The organism is Kitasatospora sp. NPDC058965 (assembly GCF_042741245.1).
Lineage (GTDB): Bacteria > Actinomycetota > Actinomycetes > Streptomycetales > Streptomycetaceae > Kitasatospora.
The window spans coordinates 1-12,362 of record NZ_JBHYKG010000185.1 but is presented as its reverse complement, the minus strand read 5'-3'; the positions used below and the strand labels follow the sequence as shown (position 1 = coordinate 12,362).

The window sequence follows — 12,362 nt, the reverse complement described above, 5'->3', positions numbered from 1 at the left end:
GTGCTCGCGCGGGGGGGGCCCCGCGGGGGGGGGGCCCGCCTCGGGGGGGGGGGGGGCGGCCCCCCCCCCCCCCCCCCCGGCGGGGGGTGGTGTCCAGCGCCGGGCGGGAGTACTCGGCGGGGTAGGAATGAGGTCTGGCCGTCGCCGGCGTGCAGCCGCGGGCATCACGGCTGCTCCGGTGAGTGCGTCGCACAGTCGGACGGCGAGGGCGGTGTTGTGCGGTGGTTCGGCGCGTTTGACGGCGAGTTCGAGGATGCGTGTGACGCGGGTGACGGCTGCGCAGAACAGGGTTGCGTGATCTGGAGGGTCCTTCATCGTTCCCGGCTCGCGGTCGGGCGGCGCCTCGCAGGCCGATGCGTCGGCCACCCGCGAGGCCACGGAGGCGTACAGGGCCGGCCGAGCGAAGCGGACGGGCACGTCCGGGGCCAGTGCCTGACAGGCTCTCACCACCCCGCCGGGACACCCCGACGGCCCGGGCGGGCTCCCGGTCCGGCGGGTGCCGTGTACGAGCGGGTGCCGCGGTGGTTACGCCGACCGGCAGTACAGGCCTTCTCCCCGGTCGCCGGCCTTCCGGGCCGGCTCGGCCGGGCCGGTGGGGATCCAGTCCGCGCTCTGCGGGTCGAACGCCCCGCGAGCCTGGCCCGCTGCTGGATCCACTGCCGGCCGACCTCGGCGAGCCGCGGGTTGTCCGCGCCGGCCGGCGCGGCCTGCAGGGCGCAGGGGACCGCAAGCAGCAGCGGGCCCAGGCCGTCGTCCGGCTCGGCGACGACCTCGGGCACGTCGGCGTCGACGAGTTGGGCGAAGGTCCGGCCGGTGAGGAGGCTCTCCCACTCGATCAGGGCCTCCTCGGCGTCGAAGGTGCCGTACGTCAGCGCGTCGAAGCGCCCGTCAGTACCTGTTTCTAAGGGTGTGCGAAGCGTTCGCCTCGGGCCAGGGATCGAAAAGGGGCCGAGTGGGGAAGGCAGTGACGGCCACCGTGCCGGCGGCCCCAACCCCGTTCGCCCGCGGCGCCACGGCGGTGCGCCGCGACGTCCACCGCGGTCGGGTCCGGTCCGCCAGCCCCGTCGGGCGCCCTACGACACCGGAACCCTGCCGGAGATCGGCTACCGGCCGGGCATCCGCGCCCTGGCTCCCACTGGACCTGGTGCTCACCGGACGGCGGGTGGGCGCGGACGAAGCCCTGCGGATCGGCCTGGCCAACCGGGTGGTGCCGACTGGTCAGGAGCTGGCCGCCGCCCGCGCTCCGGCGCACGAACCGGCCGCCCTCCCGCAGCTCTGCCTGCGGCACGACCGGCTGTCGGTACGCGAGCAGGGCGGGCTGGACGAGGCCGATGCGCCGGGCCCGCCGTCCAGCAGTGCGGGGTGCATGAATGAGGAAGTCCCGGCCGCCGACAGCGGTCGGGACTTTCCGTTTCGGCGACACGGAGGGTCTGCGGGGGCGTCTACAGCTCCCGGTCCGTCCAGGAGATGTCGTTCAGCTCGACGTCCGGGCCGCCAGCACGGGCGCCCGTTGTCCTTGAAGTAGTGGTCGCGCAGCGCTTCGCCGAGCAGGCCTTCCTGCTGAGCCTGGCCGGCGCCGGCATCGCGGGCCTCGTTCCGGCAGGCACAGGAGGTCGGCTCGGTGCCCGGCCACACGGCCGACGCCCCGGAGCACGAGGCGGTGATCCGGCTGCCCGCCAACATGCTCCAGTTCACCCCTCGGCCCGACGGCGCGGCCCCACGTGGCAACGAGGGCGGTACCGCGCCGCGTCGGGTACGGCCGCGGCGGTGCTGTCTTCCCGTCAGCTCCTCGTGCTGCCGACGGTCGGCCCGGCTCGTCCGGCATCGACACGTCAGGGCCGATCGACGGGCATGAGTGTCTTGTGCGGCTTTTGATGAGGTGTCTGTGCGAGTATTGGTGATGTCATTGCGGTGGTGTTCTGTGCCGTCTTCGTGGGTGGGAGGTGTGTGGTGTCCGAGATTTTCGCGGCGGTGGACGCGCTGTTGGCCAAGGCCCGTGACGGCGGTGATCTGCCGGAGCCGGCCGAGCGGGAGCGGCTGCGCAAGGCCGCAGGCCTGACCCAGGTCGAGGTGGCCGATGCCTTGAAGACCCGGCGGGAGACGTTCGCCAAGTGGGAGAACGGCACCGCGCAGCCGCGGGCCCCCAGGCGCGGCGCCTACGCCTTCCTGCTCGCGGGCCTGGCCGACATCCACGGCACCCGGGGCCCGGACGGCTGGCTCACCCTCGCCCGCCGGGCCCGCCCCCTCGACGCCGGAACCAACACCACTGCCGCACAGGGGGAGTGACATCCTGATGGACCGCAAGACGTACACCGCCGAGCTCGCCGGCCTGCGCGAGCTGCGCACGGGGATCGCGGCCGCCGAGAAGCAGGTTGCGGCAGCGCGGAGGGAGCTGGACAGGCTCACCGCCCAGCGCGCGCGCCGGGTGGCCGGGCTGGCGGGGTACGAGGGCGCCCAGGCACCGGCCATCGCGAAGGCCTGCGGGCTGTCGGTGGGCGAGGTCGTGCGGATCGCCCCGCTGCTGGACCCGACCCCGGCCGCCGTCCGCGCCGCCAAGACCGACGACCGGGCCGCCGCCACCGCCGCTGCGCCCGCCCCGGCCGCGGAGGCCGCGCCGGTCGCCGAGCCCGCCGCCGCGCTCGCCCCGGCACTGACCCGCCCGGCCCCCGTCGTCGAGCAGCCGGCCCCGGCCGTTCTGGTGGCCGAGGTGCCGAGCGAGGTCGAGAACCAGGTCGTCGTTGAGCAGCCCGTCGCACCGCATCCCGGGCACGCCACAGCGGCCACCGGGGGGACGGAACCCGGCGTACAGCCCTCCTCGGACCGCACTACCGCGTCGGTCCCGGCTGCCTCGGTCGCTGCCGCGCCGCGTCCGGCGGTCGAGGCCGGCCCGCGTGAGCTGCCCACCCTCCCCGAAGGCCCGGCCGGTGCCCGGTTCGAGGCCGTCACCACGGGCCTGGTCTCCAAGCGCCCCAACTTCGTCCAGCAGGCCCGCTCCACGGTGTTCCTGGACGCGGCGACCGGGATGCTCGCCGTGCGCGACCAGACGGTGCGGCTCGACCTCGGCGCCCGCACCCCCGGCGAGATCCTGGACGCCGTCCTGCACGCCGCGCCCGGCACGGAGCGGGTCTACATCACCGCCGGTGCCCCGTGGCACGACGGCGCCGAGCGGTACTCGACGCTCAAGGACGCGGTCGCGGCCTGGCTCAACACCCCGTCCGAGCGGTGGACGACGGCAGTCGGGGCGGGCCGGGACAAGCTGGCCGGGCACTTCGTGCACCAGCGTCAGCCGGTCGGCCGCTACGCCCCTACCGCCGCCCCGGACGGCGGCACCACCGAGATCCGCTCGATGGGGGAGTGGTTCGACCCGGACGGCGCGGACGTGGTGACCTGCCGTCAGGCGTTCACGCTGCTGTGGCAGGCGCTGCGCCGCTACTTCGACGACGCCGTGCTGATGGGCTCCCCGTCCCAGACGGGCCGTGACCTGTGGTCGCGCACGATTCCGACCAGCGGCAAGTGGGCCGGCGGCTACCCGGTCCTGTCCGAGGAGCTGCGCGCCCTGCTGCACGCGACCGGCGGGCAGGGCCGCACCGAGCTGATCCTGCCCCCGCGCGTCCCGGAGCAGTTGCCCGCCCTGGTGGAGTACGACCGCACCTTCGCCTACGCCAAGCACCTGTGGAAGTCCCCGGTCGGCACCCCGCACCGCATCACCGCAGCCGCCTTCGCGGCGATGACCGGGCAGGAGCAGACGAAGGCCCTGATGTCCTGCTCGCACTGGAACATCAGGGTGACCGTCCCGCAGGGCTGGAACCACGTCGGCCTGCTCCCGGCCCCTGTCACCGGCGACCGCGCCTGGATCTACCCGGCCACACCGGGCGCCACCTTCACCACGTGGGCGGGCGGCGCCGAGGTCCACCTCGCCCTGTCCAACCACCTGATGCCGTGGAAGGTCGAGATCCTCTCCGGCCTGCTCTTCGAGGACGGCAAGCCGCTCGACGAGTGGGGCAAGCGCCTCAAGTCGGCCTGGGCCGACCTGACCAACCTCTCCCGCATGCACGGCGACGAGCGCCAGCGCACCGCCGCCTACCTCGCCTCCCGCGCGGTGCGCTCCGTGCTGCTGTTCGGCCTGGGCGGATTCGCGCAGCGCCCGCGCCTGGTCTCCGGCACCACCCCGCTCGGCGAGGCCCTCCCCGCCGGGGTCGAGATCCTCGGCCAGGACGAGACGGTGGTGACCTGGCAGCGGCAGGCCGGCTTCTCCCGCGACCCCTACGCCCACCCCGAGTGGGCCGCCTACGTGTGGTCGGGGGCCCGGGCGGCGCTGCTGGACATGAAGTACCGCCAGGGCAAGGACGTCATCGCCCACGCCGGCGCCCTGCACGCCAAACCCGGCACCGTCGTCTACTTCGGCACCGACGGCATCGCCCTGACCGAGCGCCAGCCCTGGCCCTACCGGGGCGAGGTGGGCGACTACCTCCTCAAGGGCCACCTCACCGGCCCCGTCGAGCACCCGACCAGCCAGGAGCAGTACCTCAAGCTGCGCGCCCTGGGCCGCACCGAACTCGCCGCCGCCGAGAAGGGCACTGAGCAGTGAGCCCGGCCGACCCGAACCAGCCGAACGAAGCCGCCCGCCTCACCCAACAACTCCTGGACGAGGGCTACACCAAGCGCCAGGTCGCCAAGATGCTCGGCCGCGACGCCTCGCTCGTCTCCCAGTTCTTCACCAAGGGCAAGGGCGCGAGCATGGTCAACGCGCTGCGCCAGGTCGTCCGCGCCGTGCACGGCGGCGAGCGCGACGAGGACGTGCTGTCCGGCATCGCGGAGGCGAACACCACCCGCCGCCGCACCAAGACCGGCCAGAAGGCCCGGGTACGCGGCAAGGACACCGTCGGCAAGCCCGGCGAGTCGATGGCCGGCCGCGCGGGCAAGCAGGCCATCAACTCCGGCGCCTCCCACCTCGCCCCGGTCGTCCACGCCACCGGCCGGGCCGGCGGCCGCCTGGCCTTCACGGTGCGGATGAAGGCCGACCAGTACGTCTACAGCGCGGGCTCCGAGCAGGACTCCGGCGGCATCCGCCGCGGCTTCCTTCCCCGCGCGGACGGCACCGAGGAACGCACCTACGGCTCCGCCTCCACCGGCGGCTTCGACGCCGCCGAGTGGTCCCAGCGCGTCGCGGACCACCACGGCGACGTCACCGAGGCGATGCGGGCCTGGCTGGTGGAGACCGGCCGCGCGGTCGAGGACGCCGACATCGCCTACCTCGAAGTCCGCGGCTGGATCCCCGAGGACCGGCAATAGGGAGTCCGGCCGTGGTGACTGAGCGCTTGGTTCGGCCAGTGAGCGGCTGAACCGGCCGGTTGAGCAAACGGACCCGCAGAGAGGACGACGTGTGAAGACGCTGGTGGCACAGGACATCGTGGAGGAACTCCGGACCGGGGCAGACGAGGCGGTCCGCCTGTATGTCGCGGCCTGCGCCGAGCGGATGGCCCCGCTGTTCATCGGCCTGCACACGGGCGAAGCGGGCCGGGAAGCCGACGTGGAGCTCTACAAGAAGTCCGTGTCCGACCTCTGGCGGACCGACCGCCCGCTGCCCGACGCTGCCCAGCGGGCACGCCTGCTCGACCGGTTCCCCGAACTGCAGCCCGCTGAGGACGGCATCACCGACACCGTCGGCACCTACGCGTTCTTCGCATGCCTGGTCCTGCGCTACGCCCTGCTGGCCAACGCCTCCGGGAGCGCCGACCATGCCGTGTCGTGCGGCCACGCGGCGCTCACCGCGATGGGCATGCTGGACCAGAACATCGCAGGTGCCGCATTCAAAGCCGACGAGCAGCGGCTCCAGACCCTCCCGGCGTCCGGCAACGCCGCGGGCCTGTGGGACGCGAGCATGGCAGCCGGGCGGGAGCGCCTTCGCGCGGTGCTGAGCCGCATCGCGAGAGGAACCCACTGAAACGGCTGCTCAGCTGGCCAACTGAAGTGCTAAGTCACACTCGTCCGCGCGAACCGGAGCGGCACCGAGCACACCTACCCGCCCTGCCACGCCGAGGAAGCCCGCATGCCCGAGATCGAGAACCTGCTCCACCGCCGCACCGACCTGTCTGCCTTCATCGTCCACTTCACCCGGGCCCACAAGCGCAAGACCGCTAGCGAGAACCTGCAGTCCATACTCAGGGCCGGCGCCATTGAGGCCCGCAACGTCTTCGGTATGGCGGACAAGCTCGCCAAGAAGTACGAGGCTGTCGTGGATACCCAGCGGACCGTCTGCTTCACCGAGACCCCCCTCGAACACGCCTGGATGATGTGCGAGGCCATCCCGGGCCGCGCCATGAGCTTCAACGGCTACGGCCTGGCCTTCACTCGCTCCTTCGCCCGCCGCATGGGCGCCAACCCGGTCTGGTACATCGACATCACCAAGGGACACGACTGGCTGGTCAACCCGGTCAACAACCTGGTCGCCAGCGTCGCGGAGGATCTCGCGCAGTCCTCCGCCTCTGAGCGGGAAGAGGTGGCCCAGCAGGCCGACATCCTGAGGCCGACCCCCTTCTACGAGCAGATGGGCAACCCCTCCGGGACTCGCAAGGAGTTCTGGTGGGAGCGGGAGTGGCGCCACGTCGGCGACTTCGAGTTCGACCTGAGCGATCTGGTCGTGCTCTTCGCTCCGGAAGCCGACCACGATGAGATCGACGAGGTTCTCTACGACCTGAAGCCGAAGGGTCGGCGTCCCCAACTGGTCGACGCCACCTGGGGCCTGGAACGGATGATCGCCGCCTTCGCCAGGGTCAGCGAGCCTGGCCCGTTCCCCGAGTAGCAACATCGTCCTCTCCCCAGCCACGACCTGGCCCGAGGAGATGCCGCCCGCCCCGCTGCGCCGTCTCAGCATCCGAAGGAGAAGCACCGCCGTGGATACCACCACCCGGGCCGTCGTGCCGGCCGCGTTCCGCGTCGCAGCCGGGCAGCCGGTTCCCGCGCAGCCGTCCGGCACCGCGGTGAACCCGCTGCCGCTGCACTGGTTCCAGAGGGACGCGGTGGCGGCCGCGGTGCGCGAGGTGAAGAACGGCGGCCGCGCCACCCTCGTGGCCGCGACCGGCTCCGGCAAGACCCTGATCGCGGCCGGCTGCGCCCGGCGTCTGGCGGCTCGGGGCCGGGTGCTGGTGCTGGTGCCGACGATCGAGCTGCTGGAGCAGACCGCCGAAGCGTGGTCGCTGCGGGGCGGCCGCCGCGGGCTGGCGGTGGCGGCGTGTTCGCGGGAGGAGGTGCTGGAGAGCGCGGAGGCCGGCGGGCGCGTCCACGCCCGGGTCACCACGCAGGCCCCGCGGATCGCCGACCTGGTCGCCAACGAGAAGGCCGGCGAGCCGGTCACCGTGTACGCCACCTACGCCTCGCTGGAGCGCATCGTCCAGGCCCACCAGCTGTACGGCCTGCCCGAGTGGGACCTGGTGGTCGTCGACGAGGCCCACCGCACCGCCGGCGCCGAAGGGAAGGCGTGGGCCGCGATCCACGACGACGACCGGGTCCCCGCCGCGCGCCGCCTGTACTTCACCGCCACCCCGCGGATCGCCGACGACCGGCGCGCGAAGGACGGCCTGGCCGACCTCACCGACGCCGACGGCCAGGCGCTTCCCGTGCTCTGCTCCATGGACTCGGAGGAGATCTACGGCAGCACCGTGTTCACCTGGACCCTCGGCCAGGGCATCGAACACGGCTACCTCGCCGACTACCGCGTCCTCGTCCCGGTGGTCACCGACGAGGACCTGCGCGAGCTGCTCAACCTGCCCGCCGTCGCCGACCTGCGCACCCAGCGCAGCAACGAGGACCTGCTGCGCCTGGCCCTGCAGATCGCCGTGCTGCGCGCGGTCGCCGACCTCGGCCTGCGCCGCGTCATCACCTTCCACTCCCGGGTGTCGGCGGCGCGGGAGTTCGCGAACACCCTGCTGGACGCCTCGCAGCTGCTGGAGGACGCGGAGCGCCCGGAGCGGATCTGGGCGAAGGCGGTGGCCGGCACCGACCGGCTCAAGGACCGCCGCGCCGCGTTCACCGACTTCAAGGCCCACACCGGCGAGGACGGCGAGGAGTGCGGCATCCTGTGCAACAGCCGACTCCTGACGGAAGGCATCGACGTCGCCGCCGTGGACGCCATCTGCTTCGCGGACCCCAAGAGCTCGGTCATCGACATCGTCCAGGCCGTCGGCCGCGCGCTGCGCCAGTCCTACCGGCAGGGCAAGGTCTCCTGGGTCATCATCCCGGTCTACCTCCCGACCCCGGAGGTCGGCGACGACACCGCCGCCGCGGACCCGGCCGAGGTCCACGACGCCGGCCAGGCGGTGAAGGCCGAGGCCGACGCCGAGATCGAAGCCAGCTCCTTCCGCACCATCTGGCGGGTCCTGCGCGCCCTCGCTGCGCACGACGCCCGGGTGGTCGGCCGGATCACCGAACTGCGCGCCTCCCGCTCCCAGGGCACCGCGCACACCACTACGACCACGGCCGCCCCCGGGGGCGGGGCCGCCGAGGCCGGGGAGCGCGGGCAGCAGCCGGCCCCGGCCGAGTCGCCGATCGAGTGGCTCAAGATCAACGCCCGCCGGCACGCCGCCCGGATCCTCCAGACCGTCAAACTCCGCGCGTTCAACCCGCGCGCGGTCGAGTGGCAGCGCATGCACGCCGTCGCGGCCCTCTTCCACCTCCAGCACGGCCACCTCGACCCCACCGACCGCGAGAAGCACGCCGAGCTGATCTCCTGGCTCACCCGCCAGCGCCACCTCAACGGCCAGCACCTGCTCGACCCGGCCCGCGTCTCGGAGTTGGACGCGCTCGGCATGATCTGGTCGAAGAACGCAGGCGCCTGGGAACGCGGCTACGCCTACGCCGCCGCCTTCCACCACCAGCACGGCCACCTCGCCGTCCCCGCCACCGCGAAGCTCGACGACTACGCGGTGGGCGCATGGATGCGCCGCCAGCGCAAGGCCGGCAACCTCACCACCGACCAGATCGCGAAGCTGTACGCGCTGGACGAGCTGTGGCGCCTGGACCCGGACTGGAACCGCTCCTACCGCCGCCTGCTCGCCTACCTCGCCGCCGGCGGCACCCTGACCGGCCCCGCCAACCGCACCGGCCTCGGCGCCGACCCGGCCTTCCGCCCGGGCACCTGGCTGCGCAAGCAGGACAAGGCCCGCACCGACGGCAAGCTGACCGACCACCAGACCGCGCTCCTGGACGCCCTTACCCGGCACGCCGAGACCGTCACCGGCTGACCCGCCCCCGCCCCGCATCCGCGCTCCTGCCGTCCCGGCCCACCCGGGCCGGCCGCCGCCACCCCGCTCCCGACCCCGGAGGAAGCGCGCGATGACCGATACCACCCGCCTCGACCCCGCACCGGATCGGCTGGAGCCGGCCCCATGCAGCAGCCGTCCCGCGCCCGCCGACCGGGGCCTGGGCCGGGCCCGATGCCCGACTTCCCGCTGGTGCGCGGTGCGATCTGGCTGCGCCGGACCGGTCACGACGGCATCCGCACCCTCCACCAGGGCGCCGACCCGGCCCGCGGCCGGACCGAGAAGGACGTCGACGGCCCGGACGGCTGGGTGGCCCTGGTGGAGGGTGCGGATCGTCCACGGCACCCAGCCGGGCACCCTGCCGGAGCCCGTCGTCCACGCCGAGGCGTGGGCGGCCGGCGCGACGCTGCACGCCGCCCTCGCCCGGCACCCCGCCCGCGCCCCCTTCACCCAGGACGAGGCCGACGACCAGGAGCACGGGCTGCTCAGCGGCGTCCGCGGCCGGGTCCGTCGCCGGGCGGCCGGGATGACCTGGGAGAACCTCCAGCAGGCCCTGGAACAGGCCCGGGTCGAGGAGCGCCACGCGGATCGGTACGCCGACGCCGGGGACGAGACCGCCTTCGCCACCGCGGCCGACGCCTTGGCCGAGCGGCAGCGCCTGCGCGACCACGCCGCCGAGACCCGGGCCGAGCGCTACGACCCCGACCACGACACCGCTCTCCAGCACGCGCTGCGCCGCGAGCGCCACCGGGCGGTCCGCGAGCCAGCGGCCGACCGCCCCGTCCAGCGCGTCGGCGTCGATGTGGGCCAGCAGCCGGCGGACCGTCGACTCGGCGGGCAGAAGCCGTCCGGGCATCAACGGGTCGGGGCGCAGGCCGAGGCGTTCCAGCACATGAGCCGGTGCGTCGGCGATCCGCTCGCCCACTGCAAGCAGCGAGGTCGCCCCGGCCGGCACGGCGCACACGGTCAGGGCGGGCACGACGGCAAGCGTGTGGCGGACTCCGCGCGCATCACGCGGGTCCGGCAGCTCCGCGGGCCGTTCCAGCAGCCCGGGGATCTCCTCCGGCCCAGGCTCGGGCTGTCGGCGGAGCGGGTCAAGAGCAAGCGGGATCGGCGATGACGGGTCGGCAGGCACGGTCTTCCACTCGGATCACGGAGCGTCAAAAACTCCATGGTCTTGGAAGCCGTGCCGTTGCGTTCCTGGCTTCTTGCCGTCCGACAGATCGTCACGAAGCGGACATCACACGACTACGCCGAAGCCCTGGATGCCGGGGTGTGAGCCGAAGTCGTTCTCGCAGACCGGGCAGATGCGGGTAAGCGACCTCGCGGCGGTGGGACTGGGCTCGGCAGTCGGGCGAGCAGTAGACCTGCCTGCTTCCCGGTGGGGCCGGCTTGCCGGGTCAGGCGCGCGTGCCGATCCGGATGTCGGTGGCACCGGCTCGGCGGAGCTCCTCGACCAGGATGCGCAGCTGGGTGGCTGCCATCAGCGGGAAGACTTCGCCCTTGCAGTCCAGCCCGAAGTGCCAGCCGCCGGCGGGGTGCCGGGTGGGTATGGAGGCGCAGTTCGGCGAGTACGCGGCCTCGTCGAGTGCCTCCTCCGGGTCCGCGTACTCGACACCGTCGTCCCCCACGGCCATGAACCGCGCCGCTGCGGCGACTACGGCGCTGTGCACGGCGGTGTCCGGCTCGCCCTTGACGTGGGTGTCGAAGTCCTGGGTGTAGGACGAGTCGGGCCGCGCGGAGTAGATGCGGCACCAGTTCTCGTCGACCACCACGTCGCTGCCGCCCCACTCGGCCGCGATCGCCTGCCGTTGCAAGCGGGCAGTCACGTCGCCCGACGTGCGGTCCTTGACGAGGTCGGCAAGTCGCCACAGCATCGCGGGGTCGCCGTAGTGTGCCGCAAGAACCATCCAGGAATCGACGGTCTCGTGCTGGTCGTGCTCCCACCCGAACTCGGCCAGGCGGAACGATGCTTCCGCGTCACCGCGTAGTGCGGCTGCGACCCACCCGGTGACCGTCTGCTCCGTTGCCTGCTCCGACTGATCCATGGAACGTATCGTGCCCCAACACGCGTGCGGCCGTGGGCAATTCCTCGAACGATCCGCCACCGCCCGTTGCGCCCGGCGCACCCGTCGCGCCGGTCGGACCCGTTGGCGGCCTTGCCTCTGGTTGCGGCTCGGGCGGGTGGCCGAGCAGGTTAAAGGCATCGGTGACCGGCGCATCCACCGATGCGGCGCGGACGGCTTAGCGGGTCCGAGCGATGCGGGCCTGCCCGGGTTGGTTGCCCGGATCGTGCCGCTGGGGGCTGCCCGGCCTGGAGTTTCTGGCGCGGTTGCGCCCGATCTGCGGGTGCGCCTCCTGGCCGTCGCGGGCACCGCGTTCGCGGCCGTTCCGGCCTGGCCCTTGTGCGGTCCGGGCGCGACAGCTGCACGCGGCAGGCTCCGAGCCCACCGCAGCGTGCAACCCGGACCCCGCGTTGCACCCCGGACCGGGCGTTTTCGCTCCTCCCGGACGGCGGCCCAGGCGCGTTGCAGCGGGCGCGTTGCCACGCCCGCAACCAGGATCCGACACCGGACGGCGCGAGGGCCCGAAAAATATTTTCCGGTCGTGTCGATCCGTTGCTGCGCCGTTCGACCTTGGGCTGAGAGGGTCGAACGACGATCCCTGCACAAGGAGGCCGACGATGGCGAAGTACATGCTGATCATGCGTGGCACGGACGAGTCGATGGCGAAGATGATGTCCACGCCGTTCGAGGAGATGCTCGAGACGGTGGGCCGCTTCAACGAGGAGCTGATCCGGGCCGGCGTGCTCGTGGCCGCCGAGGGCCTGGACGACCCGTCGCAGGGCGTGGTCGTCGACTTCGCCGGCGAGGCGCCGGTGGTCACCGACGGACCCTACGGCGAGACGAAGGAGCTGTTCGGCGGCTTCTACCTGATCGACGTCGCCTCGAAGGAGGAGGCGGTCGAGTGGGCCAAGCGCCTGCCGGCGTTCCCGGGTTCGAAGTGCGAGGTGCGCCGGGTGCCGGGCATCGAGGAGTTCCCGCAGGACAACGAGTGGATCGTCAAGGAGCGGGCGTGGCGCGAGCGGACCGGCCAGCTCTGATG

At 73.1% G+C, this 12,362-nt stretch carries 9 protein-coding genes; 7 read left to right on the top strand and 2 right to left on the bottom strand.

Annotated features, from left to right (window positions below):
* The first annotated feature begins 1,950 nt into the window (after positions 1-1,950).
* From ACFW1A_RS26350 to ACFW1A_RS26325, 6 genes are all read left to right on the top strand, one after another.
* Entirely contained in the window at positions 1,951-2,286 is a 336-nt protein-coding gene (locus tag ACFW1A_RS26350; protein WP_380412618.1) for a helix-turn-helix transcriptional regulator, read from the top strand.
* A gap of 7 nt (positions 2,287-2,293) precedes the next feature.
* Positions 2,294-4,588, top strand: coding sequence for a hypothetical protein (locus tag ACFW1A_RS26345; RefSeq protein WP_380412616.1), 2,295 nt, complete (start codon positions 2,294-2,296; stop codon positions 4,586-4,588).
* Positions 4,585-5,292, top strand: a complete 708-nt coding sequence (locus ACFW1A_RS26340; RefSeq protein WP_380412614.1) for a helix-turn-helix domain containing protein — start codon at positions 4,585-4,587, stop codon at positions 5,290-5,292. Before ACFW1A_RS26345 ends, ACFW1A_RS26340 begins: the two co-directional genes overlap by 4 nt.
* A gap of 91 nt (positions 5,293-5,383) precedes the next feature.
* Positions 5,384-5,944, top strand: a complete 561-nt coding sequence (locus ACFW1A_RS26335) for a hypothetical protein (RefSeq protein ID WP_380412612.1) — start codon at positions 5,384-5,386, stop codon at positions 5,942-5,944.
* A 105-nt stretch (positions 5,945-6,049) separates the two neighbouring features.
* A complete protein-coding gene (locus tag ACFW1A_RS26330) occupies positions 6,050-6,802 on the top strand; it encodes an abortive infection system antitoxin AbiGi family protein (RefSeq protein ID WP_380412609.1) in 753 nt (250 codons plus the stop codon).
* Positions 6,803-6,893: 91 nt separating this feature from the next.
* A complete protein-coding gene (locus ACFW1A_RS26325) occupies positions 6,894-9,239 on the top strand; it encodes a Helicase associated domain protein (protein WP_380412607.1) in 2,346 nt (781 codons plus the stop codon).
* Here ACFW1A_RS26325 and ACFW1A_RS26320 read toward each other — a convergent pair.
* Together ACFW1A_RS26320 and ACFW1A_RS26315 are read right to left on the bottom strand one after the other, a co-directional pair.
* Positions 9,229-10,236, bottom strand: coding sequence for a transposase family protein (locus ACFW1A_RS26320; protein ID WP_380412605.1), 1,008 nt, complete (start codon positions 10,234-10,236; stop codon positions 9,229-9,231). The two genes, ACFW1A_RS26325 and ACFW1A_RS26320, sit on opposite strands and share 11 nt — an antisense overlap.
* A 421-nt stretch (positions 10,237-10,657) precedes the next feature.
* Positions 10,658-11,305, bottom strand: coding sequence for a hypothetical protein (locus ACFW1A_RS26315; RefSeq protein ID WP_380412603.1), 648 nt, complete (start codon positions 11,303-11,305; stop codon positions 10,658-10,660).
* 635 nt (positions 11,306-11,940) lie between these two features.
* Between ACFW1A_RS26315 and ACFW1A_RS26310 the strand changes: the two genes are divergently transcribed.
* The gene (locus tag ACFW1A_RS26310; RefSeq protein WP_380412601.1) at positions 11,941-12,360 is read left to right on the top strand and encodes a YciI family protein; all 420 of its coding nucleotides are present in this window, start codon (positions 11,941-11,943) and stop codon (positions 12,358-12,360) included.
* Positions 12,361-12,362 lie beyond the last annotated feature (2 nt).

Excerpts from the sequence above, each read along its gene's own strand:
- ACFW1A_RS26330 (WP_380412609.1), top strand. The coding sequence starts at position 6,050 with ATGCCCGAGATCGAGAACCTGCTCCACCGCCGCACCGACCTGTCTGCC.
- ACFW1A_RS26315 (WP_380412603.1), bottom strand. The coding sequence starts at position 11,305 with ATGGATCAGTCGGAGCAGGCAACGGAGCAGACGGTCACCGGGTGGGTC.
- ACFW1A_RS26310 (WP_380412601.1), top strand. The coding sequence starts at position 11,941 with ATGGCGAAGTACATGCTGATCATGCGTGGCACGGACGAGTCGATGGCG.
- ACFW1A_RS26345 (WP_380412616.1), top strand. The coding sequence starts at position 2,294 with ATGGACCGCAAGACGTACACCGCCGAGCTCGCCGGCCTGCGCGAGCTG.